The organism is Mesorhizobium sp. EU05-FHT14A09 (genome assembly GCF_058790995.1).
Genome location: NZ_JBYTDF010000001.1, coordinates 14274 through 38773, shown reverse-complemented (window position 1 = coordinate 38773; position 24500 = coordinate 14274). Strand labels below are relative to the sequence as shown.

Annotated in this window: 25 protein-coding genes; 7 read left to right on the top strand and 18 right to left on the bottom strand. The window is 61.4% G+C overall.

Annotated features, from left to right (window positions below):
* Window positions 1-105 precede the first annotated feature (105 nt).
* From AC3WTO_RS00145 to AC3WTO_RS00130, 4 genes are all read left to right on the top strand, one after another.
* Window positions 106-960, top strand: a complete 855-nt coding sequence (locus AC3WTO_RS00145; protein WP_492458663.1) for a transporter substrate-binding domain-containing protein — start codon at window positions 106-108, stop codon at window positions 958-960.
* Window positions 957-1676 (top strand): ABC transporter permease, encoded by a 720-nt coding sequence (locus tag AC3WTO_RS00140; protein ID WP_492458662.1) that lies wholly within the window; start codon window positions 957-959, stop codon window positions 1674-1676. The genes AC3WTO_RS00145 and AC3WTO_RS00140 overlap by 4 nt, the downstream gene beginning before the upstream one ends.
* Window positions 1673-2368, top strand: a complete 696-nt coding sequence (locus AC3WTO_RS00135; RefSeq protein ID WP_492458661.1) for an ABC transporter permease — start codon at window positions 1673-1675, stop codon at window positions 2366-2368. The genes AC3WTO_RS00140 and AC3WTO_RS00135 overlap by 4 nt, the downstream gene beginning before the upstream one ends.
* Before the next feature lie 118 nt (window positions 2369-2486).
* Window positions 2487-3278, top strand: coding sequence for an ABC transporter ATP-binding protein (locus tag AC3WTO_RS00130; protein ID WP_492458660.1), 792 nt, complete (start codon window positions 2487-2489; stop codon window positions 3276-3278).
* Between the two features lie 38 nt (window positions 3279-3316).
* Here the strand turns inward: AC3WTO_RS00130 and AC3WTO_RS00125 are convergent, their stop codons facing one another.
* The 7 genes from AC3WTO_RS00125 to AC3WTO_RS00095 all read right to left on the bottom strand — a co-directional run bounded on the left by AC3WTO_RS00125 (window position 3317) and on the right by AC3WTO_RS00095 (window position 10429).
* Window positions 3317-4318 (bottom strand): 1-aminocyclopropane-1-carboxylate deaminase/D-cysteine desulfhydrase, encoded by a 1002-nt coding sequence (locus tag AC3WTO_RS00125; protein ID WP_492458659.1) that lies wholly within the window; start codon window positions 4316-4318, stop codon window positions 3317-3319.
* A 26-nt stretch (window positions 4319-4344) separates the two neighbouring features.
* Window positions 4345-5031: a helix-turn-helix domain-containing protein gene (locus tag AC3WTO_RS00120; RefSeq protein WP_492458658.1), complete on the bottom strand. Its 687-nt coding sequence runs from the start codon at window positions 5029-5031 to the stop codon at window positions 4345-4347.
* 15 nt (window positions 5032-5046) lie between these two features.
* On the bottom strand, window positions 5047-5727 hold the full coding sequence (locus AC3WTO_RS00115; RefSeq protein WP_492458657.1) for an amino acid ABC transporter permease: 681 nt from the start codon (window positions 5725-5727) through the stop codon (window positions 5047-5049).
* Window positions 5724-6431 (bottom strand): amino acid ABC transporter permease, encoded by a 708-nt coding sequence (locus AC3WTO_RS00110; protein ID WP_492458656.1) that lies wholly within the window; start codon window positions 6429-6431, stop codon window positions 5724-5726. Before AC3WTO_RS00110 ends, AC3WTO_RS00115 begins: the two co-directional genes overlap by 4 nt.
* Window positions 6432-6598: 167 nt before the next feature.
* Window positions 6599-7396 (bottom strand): ABC transporter substrate-binding protein, encoded by a 798-nt coding sequence (locus tag AC3WTO_RS00105; RefSeq protein WP_492458655.1) that lies wholly within the window; start codon window positions 7394-7396, stop codon window positions 6599-6601.
* A gap of 43 nt (window positions 7397-7439) precedes the next feature.
* Entirely contained in the window at window positions 7440-8225 is a 786-nt protein-coding gene (locus AC3WTO_RS00100; RefSeq protein WP_492459993.1) for an amino acid ABC transporter ATP-binding protein, read from the bottom strand.
* A 239-nt stretch (window positions 8226-8464) separates the two neighbouring features.
* A complete protein-coding gene (locus AC3WTO_RS00095) occupies window positions 8465-10429 on the bottom strand; it encodes an oleate hydratase (protein WP_492458654.1) in 1965 nt (654 codons plus the stop codon).
* A 301-nt stretch (window positions 10430-10730) separates the two neighbouring features.
* Between AC3WTO_RS00095 and AC3WTO_RS00090 the strand changes: the two genes are divergently transcribed.
* Both AC3WTO_RS00090 and AC3WTO_RS00085 read left to right on the top strand, forming a co-directional pair.
* Window positions 10731-11309 carry a TetR/AcrR family transcriptional regulator gene (locus AC3WTO_RS00090; protein ID WP_492458653.1) on the top strand — a complete coding sequence of 193 codons (579 nt, stop codon included), beginning with the start codon at window positions 10731-10733 and terminating at the stop codon, window positions 11307-11309.
* Window positions 11310-11444: 135 nt separating this feature from the next.
* Window positions 11445-11933: a hypothetical protein gene (locus AC3WTO_RS00085; protein WP_492459992.1), complete on the top strand. Its 489-nt coding sequence runs from the start codon at window positions 11445-11447 to the stop codon at window positions 11931-11933.
* A 114-nt stretch (window positions 11934-12047) separates the two neighbouring features.
* Here the strand turns inward: AC3WTO_RS00085 and rsgA are convergent, their stop codons facing one another.
* Together rsgA and AC3WTO_RS00075 are read right to left on the bottom strand one after the other, a co-directional pair.
* Window positions 12048-13127: a ribosome small subunit-dependent GTPase A gene (rsgA, locus tag AC3WTO_RS00080; protein WP_492458652.1), complete on the bottom strand. Its 1080-nt coding sequence runs from the start codon at window positions 13125-13127 to the stop codon at window positions 12048-12050.
* Window positions 13128-13356: 229 nt separating this feature from the next.
* Complete coding sequence (locus AC3WTO_RS00075; protein WP_492458651.1) at window positions 13357-14880, bottom strand: MFS transporter; 1524 nt, start codon at window positions 14878-14880, stop codon at window positions 13357-13359.
* Between the two features lie 149 nt (window positions 14881-15029).
* Between AC3WTO_RS00075 and AC3WTO_RS00070 the strand changes: the two genes are divergently transcribed.
* The gene (locus AC3WTO_RS00070; protein WP_492458650.1) at window positions 15030-15923 is read left to right on the top strand and encodes a LysR family transcriptional regulator; all 894 of its coding nucleotides are present in this window, start codon (window positions 15030-15032) and stop codon (window positions 15921-15923) included.
* A gap of 179 nt (window positions 15924-16102) precedes the next feature.
* On the opposite strand, the gene speD is transcribed toward AC3WTO_RS00070, so the two are convergent.
* The 9 genes from speD to AC3WTO_RS00025 form a co-directional block, all read right to left on the bottom strand.
* A complete protein-coding gene (speD, locus tag AC3WTO_RS00065) occupies window positions 16103-16483 on the bottom strand; it encodes an adenosylmethionine decarboxylase (protein WP_492458649.1) in 381 nt (126 codons plus the stop codon).
* Entirely contained in the window at window positions 16483-17607 is a 1125-nt protein-coding gene (locus AC3WTO_RS00060) for a hypothetical protein (RefSeq protein WP_492458648.1), read from the bottom strand. Before AC3WTO_RS00060 ends, speD begins: the two co-directional genes overlap by 1 nt.
* Window positions 17607-19241 (bottom strand): FAD-dependent oxidoreductase, encoded by a 1635-nt coding sequence (locus tag AC3WTO_RS00055; RefSeq protein WP_492458647.1) that lies wholly within the window; start codon window positions 19239-19241, stop codon window positions 17607-17609. The genes AC3WTO_RS00060 and AC3WTO_RS00055 overlap by 1 nt, the downstream gene beginning before the upstream one ends.
* Window positions 19242-19352: 111 nt before the next feature.
* Complete coding sequence (locus AC3WTO_RS00050) at window positions 19353-20864, bottom strand: polyamine aminopropyltransferase (RefSeq protein ID WP_492458646.1); 1512 nt, start codon at window positions 20862-20864, stop codon at window positions 19353-19355.
* A gap of 36 nt (window positions 20865-20900) precedes the next feature.
* Window positions 20901-21128: a DUF350 domain-containing protein gene (locus tag AC3WTO_RS00045; protein ID WP_492458645.1), complete on the bottom strand. Its 228-nt coding sequence runs from the start codon at window positions 21126-21128 to the stop codon at window positions 20901-20903.
* 9 nt (window positions 21129-21137) lie between these two features.
* Window positions 21138-21275, bottom strand: a complete 138-nt coding sequence (locus AC3WTO_RS00040; RefSeq protein ID WP_492458644.1) for a hypothetical protein — start codon at window positions 21273-21275, stop codon at window positions 21138-21140.
* Window positions 21276-21285: 10 nt separating this feature from the next.
* Entirely contained in the window at window positions 21286-22590 is a 1305-nt protein-coding gene (locus AC3WTO_RS00035; protein ID WP_492458643.1) for a DUF4178 domain-containing protein, read from the bottom strand.
* Entirely contained in the window at window positions 22590-23267 is a 678-nt protein-coding gene (locus AC3WTO_RS00030; RefSeq protein ID WP_492458642.1) for a DUF4178 domain-containing protein, read from the bottom strand. Before AC3WTO_RS00030 ends, AC3WTO_RS00035 begins: the two co-directional genes overlap by 1 nt.
* A gap of 77 nt (window positions 23268-23344) precedes the next feature.
* On the bottom strand, window positions 23345-24352 hold the full coding sequence (locus tag AC3WTO_RS00025; protein WP_492458641.1) for an SPFH domain-containing protein: 1008 nt from the start codon (window positions 24350-24352) through the stop codon (window positions 23345-23347).
* Window positions 24353-24500: the final 148 nt, after the last annotated feature.

The window sequence follows — 24500 nt, the reverse complement described above, 5'->3', positions numbered from 1 at the left end:
TTTCGGCCTACTCTCGACAGGGCTCCGCGCAAGACGTCCGTTCCGGGCGCTCCATGGCGGCGTGAACAAGAACAGAGGGTGAGCGAAATGAACATGAAGAGACGAATGCTGCTTGTCTCCGTGGCGATGCTTGTCGCCGGAGCCGGCACCGTTCATGCGGCCGAGCAGCGGGTGGTGAAACTCGCAACCGACGGCACCTACGCGCCATTCAACTATACCGATCCTTCAGGCAAGCTGATCGGCTTCGAAGTCGATCTGGTCGATGACATCTGCAAGCGCATGAACGTCAAATGCGAGTGGGTCATCCAGAATTTCGACGGCATGATCCCGGCCCTCAACGAAAAGCGGTTCGATGCCATCCTCGCGTCGCTGTCCATCACCGACGAACGCGCCAAGGCCGTCGATTTCTCGATCCCCTACTATGCAGGCCCGACGCGCCTCATCGCCTCCGGCGACAGCACGCTCGGCCAGTTCAAGAGCGGTGAAGGCACGACCATCCTGCTGGGCACGATGAGCGACAAGGACAAGGCCGTCATCGGTGATGTCGCCACAGCGCTCAAGGAGGCAACCGTCGGCGTGGAACGCGCCTCGACGCATGCGAAGTTCTTCGAGGAGACCTTTCCGGGCGTCAAGGTGAAGATCTATGACAAGGGCGAGAACATGCTGCTCGACCTGGTAGCCGGCCGTATCGACGCTGCCGTCGACGGGGCAGGCTCGACGCTCAACTTCATCGGCGAGCAGAAAAAGGCGGGCAAGAATTTCGTCGCCTTCGGTCCTGCGCTCAAAGGCGGTGCGCTCGGCAAGGGCGTGGCGCTGGCATTCCGCAAGGGCGAGGAAACGGAATTGCGCGAGCAGTTCGACAAGGCGATCCGCGAAGCGACCACGGACGGCAGCATCTCCAAGATGAGCGTTAAGTGGATCGGCGTCGACGGTTCGATCCCGGAAAACGCTACCAAATGAAGACCCTCGACCTTCTCGCTTTCGGCCCGACCGGCTGGGGCGACGAGCTGGCGTACGGTGCTGCAATGACCCTGGTCATTGCGGCACTGGGTTTTGCCGGCGGGCTTGTGGTGGGGCTACCGATTGCAGCGGCTCGCCTCTCTCCAAATATCCTGCTGCGCGCCGTTTCGGGGGTCTATGTGACCGTTGTCCGCGGCGTGCCCGAACTCCTGGTTATCTACCTGCTCTTCTTCGGCGGCGGCCAGTTCTATCGCCATGTCGCCAACGCAATGGGCTACTCCGGTGCCGTCGCTGCAGACGCCTTGAGCGCTGGTGTCCTTGCCATCATCCTGATCTGCGCAGCCTACAGCGCCGAGGTGTTTCGTGGCGCATTCCAGGCGATACCGAAAGGACAGATCGAAGCCGCGCATGCCTTCGGCATGAAGCGCTCCACTTTGTTTTTCCGCATCAAGCTGCCGCAGATGCTGCGCTACGCCCTGCCCTCTATCGCCAATGTCTGGCAGCTCGTTCTGAAGGACACCGCACTGATCTCGGTCACGGGGCTGGTCGAATTGATGCGCACCATCGACGTGGCCGCAGGCTCCACGCGCAGCCCATTCCTGTTCTATATGGTCGCCATCGTCATCTTTCTCTTCTTCACGTCCGTCTCGAACAAGGTGTTCGAGGGCGCTGAACGTCATTTCAGCCGCTCTGTCATCGGGGGATACGGCAAATGAGATGGGATGTGCTTTTCGGCTCGTTTCCGGCGTTGCTGTCGGCACTGCCGTTGACGCTGGAACTGGCGCTCACTTCGATCGCGCTCGGCTTCATGCTGGCCGTGCTGCTGGCAGCGGCAAGGCTTTCGGGTATTCGCGCTCTTTCCGCGCTTGCCTATACCTTTGTCTACGTCATTCGCGGCACCCCGCTGCTGGCGCAGGTCTTCTTTGTCTATTACGGGCTTGGCCAGCTCGACGCGATGCGCAGCTCCATTCTGTGGCCGATCTTCCGCGAAGCCTATGCCTGCGCCCTCCTTGCGCTGTCGCTGAACACGGCGGCCTATGGCAGCGAGATCATCCGTGGCGGGTTGCTTGCGGTGCCGCGCGGGCAGGTCGAGGCCGCCAAGGCGTTCGGCCTCACCGCCACGCAGCGGTTTCGCCTGGTGGTCTTCCCGCAGGCTTTGCGCACCATGTTGCCGGCCTATGGCAACGAATTGATCCTGATCCTCAAGGGCACATCGCTCGCCAGCACCATCACGATCATCGAGTTGACCGGGCAGGCGCGTATCCTGGCCTCGGAAACCTATGCCCCGATCGAAGTCTTCGCGGCGGCGGGGGCGGTGTATCTCGCACTCAACATGGTGCTCAGTTTCGGGGTGCGGCTGCTTGAAGGCCGGATCAAGCGCAGCGGAGGCCTGGCGATGGAAGGCTGAGGCGCAAGCAGCGCCGACCCGTCAGCCTACCCGACAAGACGACAGCAAGAATGCGCATTCCAGCAATGGCGTGCCAGGCGGGATCCTTTGTGCCGCCGCAAGAGCACCACCGGAGGAAATGATGAGTGTGATCGAACTGCCTGCCGGCAAATCCGCGTCCGCGGTGCCAACCATCGAGTCGCGGGATCTGCGCAAGAGCTTCGGCGCCGTCGAGGTGCTCAAGGGCGTCTCCTTCAAGGCCTATGAGCATCAGGTGGTTTCGATCATCGGCGCCAGCGGATCGGGAAAAAGCACGTTTCTGCGTTGCCTCAATTTCCTCGAAACGCCGAGCTCCGGCGAAATAGACTTCAAGGGCCAAAGCCTGGAGATAGGCGGTGGCAAGGCTCCCGCCCAGGCGGATGTCGAGCGGCTGCGCCGCCGTACCGGCATGGTGTTCCAGCAGTTCAATCTCTGGTCACACTGGACCGTGCTGGAGAACATCATCAAGGTTCCCGTCCACGTCCATGGCGTGCCGCGACAGCAGGCGGTGGAGAAGGCCATGGAGTTGCTGGCCAAGGTCGGCCTGCACGAAAAGGTCAACGCCTATCCGACGTCACTATCAGGCGGCCAGCAGCAGCGCGTCGCCATCGCGCGGGCGCTCGCCGTCGAGCCGGAGTTGCTGCTGTTCGACGAACCGACCTCCGCGCTCGATCCCGAACTGGTGGGCGAGGTTCTGGCCGTGATCCGCTCCCTGGCGAAGGAAGGCCGGACCATGCTTGTCGTGACACATGAAATGAGCTTCGCCCGCGAAGTCTGCGACAAGGTCGTGTTCTTTCATGACGGCCGCATCGAGGAAGAAGGAGCACCGGCCGAAGTGCTGCGCCAGCCGCGCAGCCCACGTCTCGGTGCGTTCCTGAAGTCCGTTCGCTAGAGCAATTCCAGGCGCGGTATGGTTTGTTTGGACCTGCGTCAGTGCAACGACTTGAACAGATCGAATTGCGAAAACAGGGATGGGACGCCGCCGGTGTGCAACACGCAGCTGGCTTCGCCGGCCGGGATACAGCCGTTGCCTGCAATGTCGACAAAGCCTGCGAGGGTCTTGGCGGTATAGACATACTCCGTGAGAATTCCCTCGGCGCGCGCGAGCATGAGCAAAGCCTTTTCCGCTTCCGGCGTGGGACGCCCATAACCGTCACCGAGATAGTCCATATGGTAGTGAATCGGCAGATCCTCGACAGATGGAGCCGCCAATTGCGTGGCTGATCTCAGGCCGTCATAGATGCGGGCCACGCGCGCGGCGAGTTCGGCCTGACCGTATTCGACGCTGACAAGATGCACCGTGAACGGGTTGCCGAGAAGCGCATTGCCAAAGATGAAGCCCGCTTCCGTCGGCCCCATGGAACCACTCAGGAACACATGGCGCAGATTGACATCATCGGCCTGGGCCTGCTGGTGGAGTTCGTAAGCCGCGACGGCATAGCCCATCGCTCCGACGATGGCGTCCCCGACGATGTAGGGCTTCCTGCCGGCAGCCTTGAGTTCTTCCGCGGCATCGGTAACCGCTTTTGCGCGCAGGTCCTCGCTCAGATTGCCGAGATAACGAACCTCGGCGCCGAAGACCTTGTTGAGGAACGACTTCTGTTTCGCGGTCTCCGATGCTTCGGCGTTGTGGAACACGATGCAATCGAAACCGTGCATTGCAGCGGCTGCCGCCGTGAGGCGACACAGATTCGACATGGGACCGCCAGCGACAAGGAGAATGTCGGCGTCTGCCTGCATGGCAGCGCCAAGCCAGAATTCGAGGCTGCGAAGCTTGTTGCCACCGAGGGCGATTTCCATGTGGTCGTCGCGCTTGATGAAGAGGCCTTCGCAACCTAGCGCCTTTTCAAGGTTCTTCAGGCGCCGGAATGGCGTCGCGCTCTCAAGGACGATCTGTCTGGGTGCTGTGAAAGGCAAGGTCCGAGTGAGCATGCTGTATTCCGGTTCAGTCTTCAGGATCATTTGGAAGGACGGGCTCGACGCACCTGGTCGAGATAGTTGTAGATCGAGTATTTCGAGACATTGAGCCGGCCCGAGACGATCTCAACGGCGCCCTTGACACGGAAGACATCCTTCTCCTCGAGGCGCCGCACGATATCCAGGCGGTATTCCTTGCCGGACAATTTCTCCCGGCTGCCATTGGTGAATGCCTCGGCGATGATGCCGTCGACACGCCGGCCAATGTCATCGTCTTCGTTCAACTCCTCGGTTCTCGACTGCTCGTCGATACCGCAATAGGTCTGCAGCACATCGATGCTGGAGATGAGATGCTCGATGCAGAAATCGATCTTGAGCAGGCCGATCTCTTCGCCGGTCGCGGTATCGGTTATCGCGGTGAGCGAAGAACTCAGCCGCCGGCCGTCGGGCGTCGCGCCCGTGAACTGCATGCGCGGTGCGCGGTTCAGCGACGCCTGCCGGAATTTTTCAAGCAGGGCGGAAGACAGGCGCGACCCTTGCGGTATGTCCATGACCGTCCCCACCGAGGCGCGCAGCTGAGCTGCCCCCTCCCGGATTTCATAGAGAGAGGCCTGGCAATTCGAACCGAACTGGGCGACCAGCGTCGCCATGATGTTCATGGCGGTCTCGAACTGAAACCTGCCGGTTTCGGTCGATGGCGCACTGATCTGCTGTTTGGATTTCGGCACCGGAATTGATCCTTTCTAGACCCTGACCTGCAGTCCTCGGGTGGCTCTTTTCTCGAGCTTCCCGACCAGCATGAGTACCGGAAAACAGAAGGCGAAATAGAGGGCCCCGGCGATTGCATAGATAAACAGGATATCGCCGGGGAACCGCACGATCTGGATTTCAGCCTGACGCATGAGTTCGGCAATCCCGACGACCGAGACGATCGACGTTGCCTTGATCAGGGTCACATAGACGCCGCCGAGCGAAGGCAGCACCAGGCCGATGCTCTGGGGCAGGATGATGAGGCGCAGTGTCTTGAGGCGGGTGAAGCCAAGAGCGAAAGCTGCCTCCCATTGTCCGCGCGGAATAGCGCGAATGGCGCCGCTCACGATCTCGGTCACATAACTCGACGTGTAGATGCCGAGTCCGATCGTTGCCGCCGTCCAGGAATCGAACTGGAGGAACCGCCATCCGGTATTGGGCAGGACAAAGTAGATGATGTAGAGCTGTACCAGGAACGGCGTTCCGCGCAGGATATGGAGATAGCCGCCGATGATCGGGGTTGCGATCCTCACATATTGGCCGCGCAGCGTACCGAGCCCGATGCCGAGGAGCGACCCCCACACGATGCCTGCAAGCGCGAGTTTGAGGGTCTCGACAAAACCGGCGAAGAGTGCCGGCAGCACGGCCAGGAAGATGTCGACGGAATGACTCATGCCGCACTCCTCCAGCCCCGTCCGGCCAGACGGGTCTCGACAAGATTCGAGACGAACACCATGACAAGGTAAAACACCAGGAAGATCGCCGCGACGGTGAGGAAGCCTTCATTGGGGCGAACCAGATCGCTGTTGAGCAGCATGCCGGCGCTCACGATGTCGAAGACGGTGATCAGCGACAGCAGCGACGTGTCCTTGATGAGGATCGCGGTCTGCCCGAGCAATGCCGGTATGACATTGACGATGCCCTGCGGGAGGATGACGTAGCGATATTGCTGGAGGGTCGTCATGCCGACCGCGATGGCGCCTTCACGCTGGCCGCGCGGCACCGACAGGATGCCCGAACGGATGATCTCGGCCATATAGGCGGTGGTGTGAAGCGTGAGTGCGATCGTACCAAGCACGATCTCAGGCATGCGCCCCATGGCCGGGATCAGGCTCGGCAGCCCGAAATAGACGATGTAGATCTGCAGCAGCAGCGGCGTCGACCGGATGATCTGAATGTACGAGGTTGCCGCGTAGACGAGAGGCTTGCGGCCCGAAAGTCGCATCAAGGCAACAGCGAAACCAAATGTCAGCGACAGGACGAGGCTCAGGCCTGCGGCAATGATCGTGTTGTAGATGCCCAGCAGGAACTGGTCCTGGTACTGGAGCACAAACCGATAATTGAACACAGACTGCACGGCGCTCCAGAATTCAGACATTGCTTTTTCCCTAGAGCGTTTCCGGTTTTCGGAAACGCGGAAAACACTCTAACTCTTTGTTTTTGCGCAATTTCGGACGGAAAACCGCTACGCACTTTTCCCGGAATTGCTCCAGCGGAGACACGCACTTCCCCGGCGGTTTGACCACCGGGGAAGCAGTTCGGATTTTACTTGTGGTCCTTTTCCCACTTCATGCTCGTCCACCAGTAGTCGACCAGATTGTCGAGCTTCCGGTCGGCGGTCCTGAGCTCGATCCAGTTGTCCATCCAGAATTTCAGCTGGATGTTGTCCTTGCGGGTGGCGAATGCCAGCGGCTCGCGGGTGATGTTGCCTTCGAGCATGCGCAAATTGTCAAAACTGGTGGAGTAGGCAGCGACATTGCCGGCGCTGGAAATGGCGCCATCGACGCGTCCCACCGAAACGGCCTGGGCGCTGGCCGGTCCGCTCGCGAATTCCTTCACCGTTGCCTGCGGCAGGTAGTCCTTGATGGTGGTGATGTAGGTGCCGCCCTGGACGCCACCGACGTTGAGGCCGCTGGCGTTCAACTCCTGCCAGGTCTTGTACGGGCTGTCCTTCTTCACGAAGGCGACAGTGTCCTGATAGAAGAACGGCCGCGAAAACAGCAGCTGCGCCGTGCGCTGCGGCGTCGGCGTCATGTCGGCGGCCAGGATGTCGAACTTGTCGGCAAGAAGCGCCGGGATCAGGCCCTTCCAGTCGTAGTCCTGGATGACGAGCTTGACGTTGAGATCGGCCGCCATCATCTGCACGATCTCGATGGCCAGGCCGGTGCGTGCACCGTTCTTGTCAACGAAGCTGACGGGCTCGCCCTGGGTCTGCACGCCGACGCGGAGTTCACCGCGCTGCAGGATGCGGTCCATGACATCGTCTGCATGCGCGACCTGTGATGTAACGGCCGACACCAGCGCGACCGCTGCCACGGCAAGTGACTTGATAAGCTGCTTCATGAGGTTCCCCTTTTTTGTGAACAAACAAATCCGGCGCGATCGCTCACGCCGACCCAACGAGTGAAAGGAACTTTTGCGTCCGCTCACTTCTTGCGTTCTGGAAGATCTCTTCCGGCGTGCCGGTTTCGACGACGGCACCCGCGTCCATGAACACGACCCGGTCCGCCACTTCGCGCGCGAAGCTCATTTCGTGCGTGACGACGACCATCGTCATGCCTTCGCCGGCGAGTTCGCGCATGAGGTCCAGCACCCCGCCAACGGCCTCGGGATCAAGGGCGGAGGTGGCCTCGTCAAACAGCATCACCTGCGGCTCCATCGCCAGGGCGCGTGCAATGGCGATGCGCTGCTGCTGGCCGCCGGAGAGCTGCGCCGGATAGGCATGCGCGCGATCCAGCATGCCGACCCTGGCGAGGTATTTGTTGGCCGCGGCTTCGGCATCGGTCTTGCTGACGCCCTTCACGGCAATCGGCGGCAGGACGACGTTGCTGAAGGCGGTCATATGAAGAAAGAGGTTGAAGTGCTGGAACACCATCCCGACCCGGCTGCGAAACGCCGGCAGGTTGGTCGCCTTGTCGGTAACCGAGACACCGTCCACCACGATCGAGCCGCCGTCGACCGTCTCGAGCGCATTGATCGTTCGAAGCAGGGTGCTTTTCCCGGACCCGGACGGACCGATGATGACCACGACCTCGCCCTTGTGGACCGAAAGCGACACATCGCGCAGCGCATGCGTGCCGGGACCATTGCCCGTGGCCGGATACCGCTTTTCGACATTCTGGATTTCAATCGACACCGAGGTCGCTTGTGACCCCGCCTTGCGCGCCTGCAGCAATTTGCTCCTCCTCCCGAGGTTGGGAGGGCTTCTATCGCCTCAAAACTCCTTCGTCAAATTTTTTTTAATCAAACAATTTTTTTGAAATTTAGCCGCAGCTGATGCACCAATCCGACCAAAGATCAGAGCTTGGAACCGGCGGTCGATAGTGCAAGGGATCGGCCCGCCGGTCGGTTTGAGTCACGCATCCGTGCCAGGCAGCATTCGCTTAAAAAACGAACTGCCTGCAAAGCGGACTATGGGCGTTTTCCGCGCAGATTGTCACGGACCGTCTCCAGCCAACCGGCGATCCGGCCGAACGCCTGGCCTCCCGCGCCAAGCAATTCCGCCAGCTCTCCTTCTGCCTTCTCACGCCAGGCGGATTCCTGATCCGGGAGCGGCGGCAGGATGTGCGCGAAATAAGTCTTGTCCAGCAAGCGGTGCAGCAGCCGCTCTCCCGGAAACGGTTCGTCATTGTTGAGCGCCCGCGCGGCCTTGAGGAGCGTGCGGATATCGTATTGGACCGGGCTGATATCCGGGACCTGCTTGCGCAAGCCCAGAAGCGTGTAGACGCCGACGCGCGCGGTACGGATCGAACTGTCCATGGTGAAGATGATGTCGTTCGCGGTTTCGACGAACTGCCCCATCAGCGCCAGGTTCGTGCATCCTGCCGGCACGACATGCGGCCTGTCTCCGGCGGCGCGTGGCATGAACATGGCGGTGATGTAGGGCATCAGCGCAAGCCGCGCCTTGGTGTTGGCAACGACGGCATCGACCTGGTCCTCGATACCCAGGTGATAGCAGAGCTCGGCGATGATCTCCTTGCCCGTGCAGGCCGGCATTGGCTTCTTCACGTAGTTGCCGTCCTTGTCCATCAGCAGCGCGTAGACCCACAGAACCAGGACATCGCCCGGCTGATCCGGGAAATGTGGCTGCCGGTTGCAGGTGAAGCTCAGCACCCAGTTGGAATCCGTGAAGGTGATGATCCCCCCGGTCACCGTCCGGCCCGAATAGGGATCGTTGACCGAGAGTTCCTTCAGCTTCTCGACCAAAGGCGATGGCTTGCAGGTGAGCGTGACCGATTCCCACATCGAGCCGTCGACATTGCCGTAGAATTTCTTCGGCTTGCCGAAGATCGGTGACTTCTCCGCCAGGTTCTTCCACAGCGCCCAGTCGCTCGTTTCGCCAGGTTCATGCTTGCCGCGCTCCAGCACCGGCACATTGTCCATGTCGCCATAGGCGGTGCCTTCGGTCATCGATCCCGTCAGCGCGAAAACGACGTCGTTCGACCCGACCGGGATCGAGGTGTCCTTGCCCTTCACCTTGGCGCGGATTGCCGTAACGGTACGACTGTCGCCTTCCACCGCCATGTCGAGATCGAAGGCGCGCGTATCGAACTGAACGACCACCCCGCGTTCCTTGAGGTGGTTCACCAACGGACGCACGAAACTGTCGTACTGGTTGTATTTCGGGAAGACGAGCGCGGAGAGGTCCGTCAGCCCGTCGATCGCATCCAGAAATCGATGCATGTAGAGCTTCATCTCCAGCAGGCTCTGCCAGTTCTCGAAGGCGAACATGGAGCGCCAGAGGTACCAGAAATTGGTCTCGAGGAAGCCCGGGCTGAAATATTGCTCGATGGTGACGTCGTCCAAATCTTCCTTGCGCTTCAGCAGCAGCCTGATCAGCTCCCATTGCTGCGAGCGCGAAAGGCCGAGTGTCGAGAAGTCACGAATCTGACCTCTTTTATGCATCAGGCGGGACTTCGAATAGTTGGGATCGTTGTCGTTGACGAGGCGGTACTCGTCGAGCACGCTGTATCCCTGCGGCAATTCCAGAGCCTGGACATCCTGGAACATGTCCCACAGATTGTCGTAATTCCAGTTCATCTCGCGACCGCCGCGGATGATGTAACCTTCCTCGGGATTGCCGGCGCCGTCGAGCGATCCGCCCTCGATCTGCATGGCGTCGAGAATGGTGATGTCTTTGCCCGCCATGCCGCCGTCGCGGATCATGTAGAAGGCGGCCGCAAGGCCGGCGATGCCACTGCCGATGATCCACGCCTTCCTGCCCTTGACCTGGTTTCCCGGCACCGGCTTGTTGCGCATGTAAGCGCCCATCATGTCGGGCGGCGGCAGCGTGTTTTCGGCACGATGGTGCCAGTATCCGGCCGTGGTGTCGTTCTCCACCTTGAATGTCTTGTTGGCGTCGGGGGCTTTGGTCATGGCAACTTTGCTCCGCTGAAAGACAACATTCGCTGACCGACAGACGCCGGGATGAAGCGTCCGTCGATGCCAGCACGCGTGCCAGCTTACCGGTGCATGGCAGGTGGGGAAAGACAACCATTGCGGCAGACTGCGACACGATGGAGCTTCAGCTATCGCTTCCCCGCATCCTGGTTCAGCTACAAAGTGTGCGATCCAACAGAGCACGCTTCTGCAGCACTCGCCTTCCGTCGAAGATACCAAACCGACATGAGCCGCTTGCGACATTTGACTTTCTACCTACTAGTTGGTAGGCTGTGTTATGGATAAGTTGCAAACCAAGGCCGATGCAATTCTGCGCTGCGCGCGCTCTCTCATCATCAGGGGCGGCTACAACAGCTTCAGCTATGCCGACATCTCCAACGTGGTCGGCATTCGCAATGCGAGCATTCACCATCATTTCCCCAGCAAATCAGATCTGGTCCGCAAGCTGGTTGCACAGTATCGCGAGGAGGCTGCGGCCGGCCTCGCCGAGCTGGAACGAAATGTCTCCGATCCGCTCGATCAACTCCGCGCCTATGTCGGCTACTGGGAGAGCTGTATCGTTGATGCGAGCCATCCCTTTTGTGTCTGCGCCTTGCTTGCCGGTGAGATTCCGGTTCTCCCGGAAGCCGTCGTCCTTGAAGTGCGCGCGCATTTTCGAGGTCTCTCGGACTGGCTCACCTCCGTCCTGGAGCGCGGCGCTGCACAAGGCCGTCTTACCCTGACAGGCACAGCCCGCGCCGACGCCGAAACGTTCATGGCCACGGTGCATGGCGCGATGCTGTCGGCGCGCGCTTACGGCGATGCCCGCACTTTCGGTGCAGTAACCCGCCCCTTCTTGGATCGTATAGCCGCTTGAGACTTGGAACCGGCCAAGGAGGTGAACACATGCTCGAAATACCTACCGACTAGTAGATAGTTTCTTCATTATCGCAGGCTGTTGTCGACGGTCTGCCTGATCACCTCTTCTCTGTTCGATGAAAGGCAATCTCCCATGTTCGGAATTTCTCCGCTCGGCTGGGTCCATACACTCGGCAGCCTGCCAGCCATTCCCGTGGCGCTCTATATGTTCGCCCGCCATGGTCGGATCGTTCCCCGCTCCACGCCGGGAACAATCTATTTTGTTTCCATGCTCATTGGCGCGACAACGGCCTTCTTTGTGGCACATCAAGCGGTCAGCTACGCCATCGGAGCCTTGACCATCCTGTTCCTGCTCGCAGGTTACGGGATCGATCGCATCCTGGGCCCAACGCGCCTGGCCAGATACGTCGAGACCATTTGCCTGAGCGTAAGCGCGTTTCTGTTGCTGCTGCCGACCATTACCGAGGTGCTGCGCCGCGTTCCGGATGGTCACCCCTTCGTGACCGACCTGAAATCGCCGCTGCTGCTCGGCGCACAGGGCGGGCTGCTGGCCATTCTCGTGTTTGGTCTGGCAGCTCAGATCATCTACCTGGCAAGGCAGGCTGCCGCGAAACAAAGGTAGTGCCATACCGCCGTCGAGACCCGGCCTGCCTCCAGGGGTTTTCCGCCATGCAGACAGCATGCCCTGCAGCGCTATGGCTGCAGGGCAGATATCGACAACAGGGCCCAGAACCCCTCACTCGTCAGCCCAGCCCCTGCCCTTCTCGCGCTTGCGGCTGCGGTAGTCCTTGTTGAGACGGACCCATTTGCGGCGCTCCTCACCCTGCGCCACAGGATCATCGCGGCGGTCGAGATATGCCAGCTCGCGTTGCAGCTTTCCGTAGCTCAGCCAGCGATCCTCGGACAGGCTTCCGTCCTGCAGAGCGGCACCGATGGCACAGCCCGGCTCGCCACCATGGCCGCAGTCGCGAAACCGGCATCGGCCCGCCAGTTCCTCGATGTCGGCAAAGGTTGCCGCGAGACCTGCACCGGTGTCCCACAGCCCGAGCTCGCGCATGCCAGGCGTGTCGAGCACCAGCCCGCCGCCCGGCAAAAGCACGAGTTCGCGATGGGTCGTGGTGTGCCGTCCGCGTGCATCGTCCTCGCGGATGGCCTGGGTCGCCATAAGAGCCTTGCCGGCGAGCGCGTTGAGCAGGGTCGACTTGCCGGTGCCGGAACTGCCGAGCAGCACCGCGGTGTGCCCAGGCAGGATCAGACGCCGCACGGTGTCGAGCCCCTGCCCAGTCAGCGAGGACATGGCAATCACGCTGGCCCCGAGCGCCACGGTTTCGGCGGCGGCGATGGGACCGGCGGGATCGTCGCAGACATCCGCCTTGGTCAGAACGATGACCGGCGTGGCGCCGCTCTCCCGAGTGACGGCAAGGTAGCGTTCGAGCCGCCGCGGGTTGAAGTCGGCATTCAGCGACGCAACGAGCAGCGCCAGGTCGACATTGGCGGCGATGACCTGGGCTGTCTCGCCGGTACCGGCGGCCTTGCGCCGGAAGCAGGTGGTGCGCGGCAGCAGATGGTGGATCGTCGCCGCCCCTTCGTCGGGGCGTGCCGCCACCACCACCCAGTCGCCGGCGACCGGATGCTCCGTTTCGCCGGCGGTAAAGGCAAAGCGGCCGGCGAGACCGGCGCTCAACTCGCCAACGGGTGTGATCAGGCGGTAGAGGCCACGCTGTTGAACGATCACGCGGCCAGGGACGAGCCCTGACGCGGCATGCGGCAGGAATGCGTTTTGGAGCGTTTCGCTCCAGCCATAGGTTTCAAGCACTTGGATAAATCTTTCGGTCGGGATGCCATATAAGGCGCCGGCCAAAGGCTGATCAGTTCCCTGTCGTCAGGGCAGCCGAACGGGCGGCGCAGCGGAGCGCGTTGGCGACAAGCACAATCATGTGACAACTCCTTTTCTGCTCGCGTTGCTGTTCAATCCGGGAGTGAACCTATACCAGAGGGCGTCGTCCTCGCAATATCGCGCACTCTCCATTTTGCGCCCCGTTTCACTACGATTGCCCGGTCTGCGAAGCTTTCGGCTTGCGAGACACCCCTGCGTTGAAGGTCAGCAAGCTCAACGCGGCCATGATCCAGACTCCAATCCCGCCATACAGCGTCACCCATTCAAAGCCGGTTGCGAGCGCCTGATGCACGATGACATCCGTCACGCCGGGGATCGAAGCGCTGGCGCCGGCGGAAATCCTCTCGGCGAGCGGCCGGATCTGGGTGATGTCCAGTTCCGGCAGCGCCTGCCTGAGATGCACGGCAACGCCGCTCGCCAGGATGAAGCCCATGATGGCGATGTTGACCGCGAGCGAGACCATGCGCGCGCTCATGTCGATGCCCGACGCCATCCCAGCCCGGTCGCTTGAGACTGCGCCCGTCGTCGTGTTGGTGACCGGGGTGTTGGCAATGCCGAGGCCGACGCCGGCGATCAGGCATCCTGGCAGCATCGTCAGCCAGCTCGGATGCGCCGACGCAATGCCGAACCTCATCAGGAAGAACCCGATACCGATCGTGAACAGGCCGGCCGGGATGACCAGGCTCGGCTGATAGCGAAGTGACAGGCGCTCCGCGAAAGGCGGCATGACCAAGGTCGGCACAGTGTAGGCAAGCAGGGCGAGGCCGGCCGTGACGCTGTCATAGCCGAGGCCGACCTGCATCCAGATCGGGAGATAGATCATGAACGGCCAGAAGCAGATGTTCATCGCCGCCGAACCGATGATCGCACCAGAGAAAGGGCGGATGCCGAACACCGAGAAGTCGAACATCGGACGCACACTGACCTTTTCGGTAATGACGAAGGCAATGAAGCTCGCCAACGATAAGCCGAGAACCGCAAGGCCGGTCGCGCTGGCAAAACCGAAGTCCGGTCCCTGCGTGATGTAGAAGGCAAGGCAGAAGACGGCCAGCGACAGCGTGAGGATGCCTGCGATGTCGAGCCTGCCTGCCTGCGGATCTTTCGATTCATCAACGCCAGTCAGCGTGAGCAGGAAGGTGATCACAGCCAGCAGCACATGGATGAGAAACACCCACTGCCAGTTCGAAACGGCGACGATGCCGCCGCCGATGATCGGTCCGAAGCCCAGCCCGACGCCGAAGATGACGCCCCACCAGCCCCAAGCGATCGCGCGCTCCCGGCCCTGCTGAAACGCGTGCGAGAGCACCGCGATCTGACAGATCAGCAGCGCGCCGCCACTCATGCCCTGAAGAAACCGCGCCACGATGAGGGTTCGCACATCTCCGGCGACGCCGCAGATCAACGATGCGATGCCGAAGACCGCGATGGATATGAGAAAGACGCGCTTGCGCCCATAACGATCCGCCAGCGTGCCGACGGCCATCAGCACGGTCGTCACCGCGAGTGTGTAGGCGTTCATCACCCACTGCAGCTGCTTGAAATCCGCATGCAGCACCTTTTCCAACGTCGGCAGGATCGTCGGGACACTGGAGATCTCCAGTCCGAACATCAGGCAGGCGAGACAGACGGCGGACAGAACGACGACGCCTTGGCGGGTCAGGGCATTTGGCATGGTCAGCCTTTCGACAGATTGGGGCGGCGGCCGACGGTCAAGCGCGGGCCCGACGCATGTTGCGCGTCGGGCGAAAAACTAGGTTCTGGCGGATGATTTTAGAATTGGATGAACCTACATTTCAGTGACAACAAATCCGGATGGATGGCATGGCCACATTGGACGTCGACGCCGTAAAGGCATTCCTGGCCATCGCCGATTTCCAGAGTTTCACGCGCGCTGCCGCAACGCTTGGCACCACGCAGGGTGCGATGAGCGTGAAGCTGAAAAGACTGGAAGATCAGGTCGGCCAAAAGCTGCTCGAGCGGACGCCGCGCCAGGTGCGTCTCTCAGCCCAGGGCGCGCTGTTCGTCGACGCCGCGCGCGAGTTTCTGGCCGCGCATGACCGGGCGATGGCCACCCTGGCGTCGACTCGGCGCCGCTTCGCACTCGGCATCGCGAGCCATGTCGGAGCGCCTGAGCTGCCGACCTTGCTGGCGCGGCTGAACGCGCACGATCCCGCCCTCACCATCGAAGTGCGGCTCGACGATCCCGGCGACCTGCTCGCCGCTTTCGATCGCGGCGACATCGACGCCGCGATCATTCGCCGGGAAGATGACCGGCGGGATGGCGAAGTGCTCGCGCAGGAGGATTTCGGCTGGTTCGCCACCCCGGATTTCGAGCATCGCGCAGGCGAGCCGCTGCGGCTGGCCGCCTCCTCGCCGACCTGCGCCATCCGCAATCTGACGACGCGCGCACTGGACGATGCCGGCATCGCCTGGACGGAAGTGTTCCTCGGCTGCGGCACGTTTGCTGTCGCGGAAGCCGTCGCCGCTGGCCTCGCGGCATCGGTGTTCTCGTGCCGGCTGGCGCCGTCCGGCACGGTCGAGGTCAGCCGGCGGTTTGGACTGCCGGCACTTCCCTCATCGGAAATCATCCTGCTGTCGACGCTGACAGACACCAGGTCGCGGGCGACGCTGAGAACGCTTGCCGCGGCGTTTCGCGAACATCGTCCTGCTGCCACGCTTGCGAGACTTGAGCCCGCCGCGGCGCTCGCGCATTGAACCGCGTATCGTGAAGCGGCAGATGCTGGCCGACAGATCGAATTTGCCCAAGGGCTGTGATCCGGCGAAACGCCTATTTGGCCAGGGACGAACCATGACACGGCATGCGGCGGCAGATTGGCCATTGTCCGCCAAACGAGTTGGCGAAAGCTGTCCTCAACTTCGATAAGCTCGCAACCCTATCCCCTTGGATGCTCTGTAATCCTGGTACCACCAGGTGAGAACCAGGATTCCAGCACGGGCAGAGCTGCTCGCGGATCGCAGCGGCCACACATGAAGATGTCGAGCGCTGCATAGCCGGTTTCGGGCCAAGTGTGGATGCTGATATGAGATTCGGCGAGCAAGGCGACGCCGGTGATGCCACCGCCCTCGCCGAAATTGTGCAGCATGACATGCAGCACCGTGGCACCACAGGCAGCCGCTGCCTCGCGCAAGGTCCGCTCGATGCCCTCGGCATCCCGCAGACCGCGACACTCCCAGAAATCGACGAGCAGGTGCAGACCCGGGGCGAAGGGCTGGGCCTGCCCGGCCTGAAGCTGATCGTTTACACCGGCGTCCATCAGGACCGCCCCGGCTCTTGCGCGAACAGCACCCGCTTCCAATCTGTGTCCCTTGTCTGCATGCGCCAAATAAAGGCATCGAGGATGTAATGGGTGGCCTGAGGCATCGCAAGCAGCGGCACCAGCCAGATCATGGCGTCGGAAGAACCCAGCGACGGCAGAGCGGTGAAGACGCCGAAGATGCCGCCATGTTCGCGCCATACGAAACCATCCCAAAAGCCCTCCTCCAGATAGGCAAGGCCGAAAAGGATGATCATGTAGACCGGCATTGCCCGCCAGGTGAACAGGCGGGCAATCCAGGGCGCGAGGAAAGAACTGCGCGCGCCCTGAAGCCGCGCCTGGTTGCGGCCATAGCCCCAGATCAGCGCGATGTAAGGAATGCCGTGGGCGATGATGTTGGTACCGGTAAAGACCAGGTCGTTATCAAAGAGCACGATGCCGATGAACCAGGACGTTGCGGTGCCGGCCAGAAGCAGATTGCGCGGCAGGTTGAAGCCAATGCCGCGGCGCAGCAGCATGACCTCCTTGACGACGTAGGCGGCCAGAATGATGCCGTATCCCAGGCCGGCGACGGTGGCGAGCAACGGCAGGTCGAGGCGGATGAAGTCGCCGTCGATGAACCAGGAGAATTGCCGCCGGTTACAATGCCAATAGATCAGCGGATAGAGCGTGGCGCCGTAGATCGCAGCCTGATCGATGCGCCGGAAGAGTGGCGGCAAGCCGCGTTCCCGGCGCGCATAGATCATCATGAACCCGTATTGCTGGCGCACGAAGTGGAACACGGCGGCATAGGCGAGTACGCGCCAGAACAAGAGGCTGCCACACCAGTAGAGCAGGCTGCCGCCGAGCCACGCCAGCAGCGGCGTCAAGCCATAAAGCCAGGGCCGTGCGCTCAATTCGGCACGGTCTAAATAGGTGCGGAACAGCGTGGAGTAGACGTGAGCCACGTCGACCCCGACCACCAGCGTCAGCCAGATCCAGGGCGATGTATCGTCTGCCTGACTGCCGAGCAGGGGCCAAGCCAGTGCAGCCAGCGTCACCAACAGTGCCGGCGCCAGGATCAAGCCGAGATCGAAGCGGGCCGAGAATATCCAGGGCTGGGTCTTGAGAAGGGAATGCGCCATCACAGCACCGTCTCGAACGGATGACCGAAATAGGTCATGACATTCTCGGCCGCACGAACCCCATGTGTATAGGCCTCCTCGAAGATGGAGATGCCGCTCATGTCTGAATGTGCGGTGAAAACAGGCGGCTTCTGCATGAGGACTGCCCGCCGCTGCGCTCCCCAGATGAAGCCCGGTACCGGCCGGATCATGGCATGCCCCCAGACACAGACATCGACCCGCCTGACATGGCCGTCCAGCTCGGGATGGACAGTGAGAAGCTCCCTCAGGAAGAGGTCCTGCCAAGCCTGCAATGGCCGCGCCAGGGCTTCCCGCCGCGCCTCTTCCGGAGGCAGGTGGCTGAGCGGCCAGTAATAGGTCAACACGGTCTTCGTCGGGCGCATCTGCGTGAGCTGATGGGTGGCCACGACATAACCCAGAAGAGGGCTGTCGAAGACGACGTTGTCCCAGCTCAGGCCCGCGCCCTTGCCGCCCGGCATGCTGTCGAGGGTTATGTTGGCCACCGCCCAGGGTGCGTAGGAAAAGCCCGCCGCAAGGGCTGTATCCTTGATCAGTCGCGCCGTGACGAAATGCGGCGTTGCCAGCACCACGGCTTTCGCCTCGACACGGAAGGTCTCGTCCCTAGCCGCATCCCAGACGTCGACCAGCACGCGCTCCCCGCTCGTTTCAACAGCAAAGGCCAGCGCCCGCTGCCGAACGCGCGGGCCGAGAACCTCTGCAAGGCGCCGTACGAGATAGCCATTACCCTCGGGCCAGGTGACCAGACCCTGCTCTTCGGCTTCGGCCGCCCTGCCGTTACGGGCGGCAAAATAATGGATGCCGGCCCAGGCCGAGACATCCTTCGAGCGCGTGCCGTAGTCGTCTCGGCAGCAATAATCGACATACCAGACGAGCCCCGGAGATCGAAAACCTTCGCGTTCCATCCAGTCCGCCATGGTGATGGAATCGAGCGCCATGAGGTCGGCGTCCTGTGAACTCAGGTCGAGGGGAATGGCGAAAGCGCGGCGACCATCGCCGCCGATGCGGCGACGGAATTCGCGCATCGTGGCAAAGAAGCGGCCCGTCTCTGCCGCCTCCTCTTCGGTAATTCCGATCGCGGGCACCAACCCGTCCTGCCAACGTCCGTAGCGATAGAGGCGTTCGGAAGGGTCGGCGCACAAGGCGTATTCGTCGTAAAGCGGCGCACCGTTTGCACCGCGGCCGGTGATGATGCCGCAATCCTCGAACAGTGCCTGAACTGCCCTGGCCTCCTGGGTGAGCAGCGGCACGTAGTGGGCACCCCAGGGAAAAGCGCAGACCTCGTTGCGTCCGCTGGCGGCATTGCCACCTGGAGTGGCTTCGAGATCGAGCAGCAGGAAATCGTCGTAGCCAGCCTTGGCGAGGCGATAACCAGTACCCAGACCTGCTATGCCACCGCCGATGATGACGACATCGGTCCGGTGGACTTCGCCCGGAGCTGCGAAGACGCCGCCCCGCAGCCGATGACCGATGGAGGAAGAGGCACCAACAAGCTCGCCGGGCACCGTACCACCAGCATAGCCGCCGGGCAGCGCCCTCCCTGCCAGCCCGGTCCCAGCAAGACCGAGCGTAGCGGCTCCAAGGGCCAGGAACTGCTTGCGGGTGATCCGGCTCATGGCAAGGCCGCGTCCGGTTGGCACTCCTGGGATGGGCACAGCAATGCGCGCGCACCCATCAACGCCAGGATCAAAGGCGCCTTTGCGGCCCGAATACCGGTGTTCCGACGTTCAATAGATGAGGTAATCGCCCCACTCCTCATCGAAATAGCGCACCAGCGGCTGGTCATCGAGCCGTTGGATTGCGGTGGCGACATGCGCCATGTCGGGCGGAAACTGGAACATTGCCTTCATGGTCGGCAGATCGAGGAAGCGCAGCCCTTCGGGCAGGCGCTCCGGGACCCGATAGGGTGCAAACGAGCCGATGATGAACCCCCATTCTCCGAAGGAAGGCACAAAAAGATGATAGGCTGCGGTCTGGTATCCGGCTGCTGCCAGCGTGTTGTTCACGCACCAGAAGGATTTGCGTGCAACCAGTGGCGACGTGCTCTGGATCACCACGATGCCGTCATCCTTCAGCGCCGATTTCAGCTGCCGATAGAAGGTCAGCGAATACAGCTTGCCGATCGAGAAGTTCGAAGGGTCCGGCAGGTCGATGATCACCACATCGAAGCGCGTATCGGCCGACTTGCCTTGCCGAAGCCAGAGAAAGGCGTCGGCATTGACGACCGTCAGCTTGGGTGAAGACAGGGCACCGCCATTGAGCGACGTCATCAGCTCGTTGCTGGAGAACAGCCGGGTCATGGCGGGATCGAGGTCGACCATGGTCACGGTCTCGACCGTCGGATATTTCAAGACTTCCCGCAGGGCCAAGCCGTCGCCGCCGCCGATGATCAGCACCTTGCCCGGCGCCTTCAGCGCGCTCATCGCAGGATGCACCAGTGCCTCGTGATAGCGGTATTCGTCCAGCGACGAGAATTGCAGGTTCGAATTGAGAAAGAGGCGGATGTCGCGCTGCTGCCGAGTGACCACGATGCGTTGGTAGGGTGTGGATTCGGCGAAGATCACTGTGCCGGGATAGATGCTTGCTTCCGAGATCGACTGGATACGTTCCGACCAGACGAAGCCGGCCGCGAGCAACGCCAGCACGATGAAGGCCGCGGCCTTGTGCGCCCCACGCCTCGGTATCGTCTCGGCCCTGTTGGCATAGAGCATCCAGATCGCCACCAGCGTGTTCAGGATGCCGAACAGGAAGGCCGAACGGATCAGGCCGAGATGCGGCACCAGCACCATCGGGAAGAGCAGTGAAGCGAACAGCGCACCGATATAGTCGAAGGTAAAGACCTTGGAGACCAGATCCTTGAACGCCAGCCGTCCTTCCAGGATACGCAGCAGCAGCGGAATTTCGATCCCGACAAGGACGCCGATCACGCCGACTAGGAAATAAAGCCAGAAGCGGAAGGAGGCGACCTGGTCGAACAGGATGAAGAGCGCCGCAGCAGAAGAGCCGCCTATCGCTCCGATGAGAATCTCGATGCGAACGAAAAAGGCGAGCAGGTTGCGTTCGATATAGCGGGAAAGCCAGGATCCGACGCCCATCGCGAAGAGATAGGTACCAATGATGGTCGAGAACTGCGTTACGGAATCGCCAAGCAGATAGCTCGCCAGCGTGCCGGCGATCAATTCATAGATCAGCCCGCAGGTCGCGATGACGAAAGCCGAAAAGAGGAGCAGGATTTCCACGAAAGCGCCTTACGCCAACCGGACTGGATACCGCTGTCAGCCGTGAATGGCCGAGGCGATGATCAAGGCGATGCCTATCACCACGGATCCCAGGAAGATCGCCAGCGCCGTATTCTGCTTCTCGCAAATCTCTTTCCAGACCTGTACCTTCGGGGTCAGCAGATCAAGCAGCACGAAGGCGACGACAAAGACGACGAGGCCCAGGCCCGAATAGACCAGGGAAGCAACGACGAGTTTCAGATCGATCAGGCCGGTCACGTCCATTGAAGCCCCCTATTTGTGATATGCGTTGGCATCGCGATTGGCTGTCTGCTTGCCATTGAACATTGCGGTTACGGCATAGCCGTTGAAGTTGGCCGCCGACATGCCGAGCACGACCAACGCGGCATAGACCATCTGCAGCTTGCTCATGTTTCCCCCATCAATCGGCAGCGTCGCCCTTTTCCCAGCGCGACTTCTCGAACATCGACCGCCTGACCATGCCTATAACTGGAAAGATCAACAGCAGGACTATGGCGATCAGGTAGTTCGACCAGACCGGCACGGCGTGCCGGAGAGTGATATAGACGGACTGTTTCGGCAACGAGGTCGCAGGCGGCGTCGGCACTTTGGAAAAGTACCCTGCGTCCGGATCGAACAGCAGCTTGTAGGTACCGGGCGGAACCGGTGGCAACAGCGACCTCTTGCTGTTGCTGCCTTCGTCCCAGGGACCATCAGAATCAACGCCGCTGTAGTGCTCCAGCGCCTGGGACAGCTCATAGCTCTCGTCGGTGTCGACATTGACGAGTACCATATCGAGCTCGAGCCAGTCGTTCTCAAGGATCGAGTTGCTGACGATTTCGACATTGCCCGGGCTCTCCAGACGAAACGGTGCGGAGGACAAGGTCTTGCCCTTGTCGGCGGCGGTCAGATTGTAAGTCTGTGAATTGACGATCGTGTTGGCCGACATCGCCGCCGAGACGAACTGCGACACCGTGGCGGCAATGACTGCAGCGACGAGGATGGCCAGGCGTGGCTTGTGCGGATTGACCTGGCTGATGCCCGCGGAGAAGGATGAAGGCACGGGCAAGGGTAGCTTGAACGCGGTCGCGACGAGGCGCGCGTCGAGATATTCGCCCTCGGAGACGATGATTTCTTCGTCATTGCGCTCCACCATAAGCCGGTAGGGTGGCGCGATATAGTCGGTTACGGCGGTCACGTCTGAGGTCGATGCTCGCCAGTAGAACTCGCCGGCAACATAACTGGTGCGCGCGTTGCCGCTCCCGAAGTACTGGTAGCTGCGCCCCATTGCCTCGACCCAGCCCTGACTGCCTGCACCCTGCACGTCGCGGTTGAGAGTCTTCACCAGGGTCCAGTGGTCGTATTCCTCGGTCAGGAAACGATAGCCTTGGTAGGGATTGAACAGCAGGTACTCAGTCCACCAGAACAGCCCGTCGCTGCGTCGCATGAAGCCGACGACTTCCCATTCGATGTCCTTGAGCCGGGCACGCGCACCGATCGGAATCTCGGAATGCCGCATCGCTACATGCGCGGCCTCGATGATGCGCAGGTTCTTGTCGGCGACGTCGATCACGGACGAACATTGGCTGCAGGTGGCGGTGATAGACAGGCCAACCGCACGCAGCGTGACCGCACCCCCGCAATTCGGGCAGTCGAAGGTACGCGGCCTGCCCGACGCGCGTGGCGCCGGCTGGTCGGGCGGCGTGATCGAAGGCTGCTCGTCCATCACCATCCCTCCAGAGGCCGCAGGTTGGTAAAGCGGAACTCATCCCATTCCACATAGCGGCCGAGATAGGCTTTGGCCTTGTGGCCATCATGGTCGAGTGTGGCGAACTCACCTTTCCGGCCTACGCAGTCGATCGCGATCGTGCGGCGTCCCTTGGGCGCAGCGAAGGGCAGTTCGCCCTCCGACCCCAGGCAGGTCGCCAGCTTGATGTCCACCGCGCGCAGCCTGGTGCCGCCGAGATCGACCCAGAAACCGGGTTTCGCCTCATCGGTACCCTTCCCCCCTGTCAGCAATGGCAGGCAGTTGTCTAGGGACGCCTTGGCGTCGTGCGGCAAGGTTCCCTCCATCTCGAAACTGATGGAGAAGGAGCCTTGTGCCTCGCCGATCCAGCCGCGTCGGCCATCCGCCATCAGGAGGTGCCATTCGTTCCACAGTCCGTCACGCCAGCCGATTTTCAGCCTGCCGATGATCGTGAAAGGTTGCCCGTCCCAATCACCGCCGCTGCCCAGTTGCAGCGGGCTCATGTCGTCCGGCAAGGCGGCCATCACCCCGATCGACTTCACGTCGATATCCGTGCGCACCACCATGGACTGACAATAGGCACACACCGCATAGATCGATTGCGCCGACCGGAAGATCACATCCGCACCGCAGGACGGGCAGTCGAACTTGCGCATGAGTACCCTGAGTTGGTGATTGGCTTCACCGGAGATCCCGGCACCGACAAGGCTTCCGAGGCAGAACCCGCCCCGGGCTACTTGATCCGCGACAGCAGTTCGGCCTTCTTGGCGTCGAATTCCTGCTGTGTCAGGATTCCCTTGGCCAGCAAGCCACCCAGCTTCTCGAGAAGCTCGATCGGATCCTCTGCGGGCTGAGCCGGTGCGGCCTGGGATGCCGGGGCGGCAGCCGTGCCGAAGCCTTGCGCCATGGCCTGCCCGATTGCCAATCCGGCTCCAAGGCCTGCCCCTGCCCCCGCAAGGCCGCCCGGATTCTCCGCCGCGAGCGGGATCGCTTCGGCGGTCTGGAACTGCGCATAGCGATTAAGATCACCGAGCATGTTCATCGAACTGACCTTGTCCAGAACGCGCTGAAGCTCCTCGGGCAGCGACAGGCTTTGGACGTAGAAGCTCTTGACCTCTATGCCGTAGGCCTGGAGCGCAGGGGCGATCGCCTCCGCAAGCTGCTGCGAGAATGCCTCCTGGTTGGCCGCCATGTCGAGAAAGGCGACGTTACCCTGGCCCAGCCTCGTGGCGATGGCGGTCAACACGATGCCGCGCAATTGGCCTTCGATCATCTCGGAGGTCGAGCGCTCGGCCGTACCGACCAAGCGTGTCCAGAACGCCTCGATGTTGCTGATGGCGTAGGAGAAATTTCCGAAGGCGCGGATGCGGATCGGCCCATATTCCTTGTCACGGATGGTCAGGGGCTGTGTGGTGCCCCATTTGCGATCGATCTGATCCTTCGTGTCGAAGAAATAGACGTCCGATTTGAAGGGCGACTCGAAGAACTTGTCCCAGTTCTTCAGATAGGTCAGCACCGGCAGTGTCTCGGTATTGAGCGTATAGGTGCCTGGTCCGAAAACGTCGGCGATCTTGCCTTCGTTGAAAAAGGCTGCCCGCTGCGTCTCACGCACCACCAACTGAGCGCCGTTCTGAATTTCCATGCCGGACATCGGGAAACGATAAGCCAGCACGCCCGGCTCGTCGGCAGTCCACTGGATGACGTCGATAAATTGCTTGGAAATGAAGTCCAGAATGCCCATGCCTGCTCACCCCCTTGGCCGGATTTGAAGCCTGAGACAGCCTATCCGACCCACCACCGCCGACATATGAGGAAGACTAACGCACCTCGAAACACTGCGACAACTAGCTCTTTAAGTAACGATCCGCCAGAGCCTGCAACAACTACTT

What these genes read in the sequence shown, in the direction of transcription:
- AC3WTO_RS00145 (WP_492458663.1), top strand. Translation starts at nt 106, where the DNA reads ATGCTGCTTGTCTCCGTGGCGATGCTTGTCGCCGGAGCCGGCACCGTT.
- AC3WTO_RS00140 (WP_492458662.1), top strand. Translation starts at nt 957, where the DNA reads ATGAAGACCCTCGACCTTCTCGCTTTCGGCCCGACCGGCTGGGGCGAC.
- AC3WTO_RS00135 (WP_492458661.1), top strand. Translation starts at nt 1,673, where the DNA reads ATGAGATGGGATGTGCTTTTCGGCTCGTTTCCGGCGTTGCTGTCGGCA.
- AC3WTO_RS00130 (WP_492458660.1), top strand. Translation starts at nt 2,487, where the DNA reads ATGATGAGTGTGATCGAACTGCCTGCCGGCAAATCCGCGTCCGCGGTG.
- AC3WTO_RS00125 (WP_492458659.1), bottom strand. Translation starts at nt 4,318, where the DNA reads ATGCTCACTCGGACCTTGCCTTTCACAGCACCCAGACAGATCGTCCTT.
- AC3WTO_RS00115 (WP_492458657.1), bottom strand. Translation starts at nt 5,727, where the DNA reads ATGAGTCATTCCGTCGACATCTTCCTGGCCGTGCTGCCGGCACTCTTC.
- AC3WTO_RS00110 (WP_492458656.1), bottom strand. Translation starts at nt 6,431, where the DNA reads ATGTCTGAATTCTGGAGCGCCGTGCAGTCTGTGTTCAATTATCGGTTT.
- AC3WTO_RS00105 (WP_492458655.1), bottom strand. Translation starts at nt 7,396, where the DNA reads ATGAAGCAGCTTATCAAGTCACTTGCCGTGGCAGCGGTCGCGCTGGTG.
- AC3WTO_RS00095 (WP_492458654.1), bottom strand. Translation starts at nt 10,429, where the DNA reads ATGACCAAAGCCCCCGACGCCAACAAGACATTCAAGGTGGAGAACGAC.
- AC3WTO_RS00090 (WP_492458653.1), top strand. Translation starts at nt 10,731, where the DNA reads ATGGATAAGTTGCAAACCAAGGCCGATGCAATTCTGCGCTGCGCGCGC.
- AC3WTO_RS00085 (WP_492459992.1), top strand. Translation starts at nt 11,445, where the DNA reads ATGTTCGGAATTTCTCCGCTCGGCTGGGTCCATACACTCGGCAGCCTG.
- AC3WTO_RS00075 (WP_492458651.1), bottom strand. Translation starts at nt 14,880, where the DNA reads ATGCCAAATGCCCTGACCCGCCAAGGCGTCGTCGTTCTGTCCGCCGTC.
- AC3WTO_RS00070 (WP_492458650.1), top strand. Translation starts at nt 15,030, where the DNA reads ATGGCCACATTGGACGTCGACGCCGTAAAGGCATTCCTGGCCATCGCC.
- speD (WP_492458649.1), bottom strand. Translation starts at nt 16,483, where the DNA reads ATGGACGCCGGTGTAAACGATCAGCTTCAGGCCGGGCAGGCCCAGCCC.
- AC3WTO_RS00060 (WP_492458648.1), bottom strand. Translation starts at nt 17,607, where the DNA reads ATGGCGCATTCCCTTCTCAAGACCCAGCCCTGGATATTCTCGGCCCGC.
- AC3WTO_RS00055 (WP_492458647.1), bottom strand. Translation starts at nt 19,241, where the DNA reads ATGAGCCGGATCACCCGCAAGCAGTTCCTGGCCCTTGGAGCCGCTACG.
- AC3WTO_RS00045 (WP_492458645.1), bottom strand. Translation starts at nt 21,128, where the DNA reads ATGGACGTGACCGGCCTGATCGATCTGAAACTCGTCGTTGCTTCCCTG.
- AC3WTO_RS00040 (WP_492458644.1), bottom strand. Translation starts at nt 21,275, where the DNA reads ATGAGCAAGCTGCAGATGGTCTATGCCGCGTTGGTCGTGCTCGGCATG.
- AC3WTO_RS00035 (WP_492458643.1), bottom strand. Translation starts at nt 22,590, where the DNA reads ATGGACGAGCAGCCTTCGATCACGCCGCCCGACCAGCCGGCGCCACGC.
- AC3WTO_RS00030 (WP_492458642.1), bottom strand. Translation starts at nt 23,267, where the DNA reads ATGCGCAAGTTCGACTGCCCGTCCTGCGGTGCGGATGTGATCTTCCGG.
- AC3WTO_RS00025 (WP_492458641.1), bottom strand. Translation starts at nt 24,352, where the DNA reads ATGGGCATTCTGGACTTCATTTCCAAGCAATTTATCGACGTCATCCAG.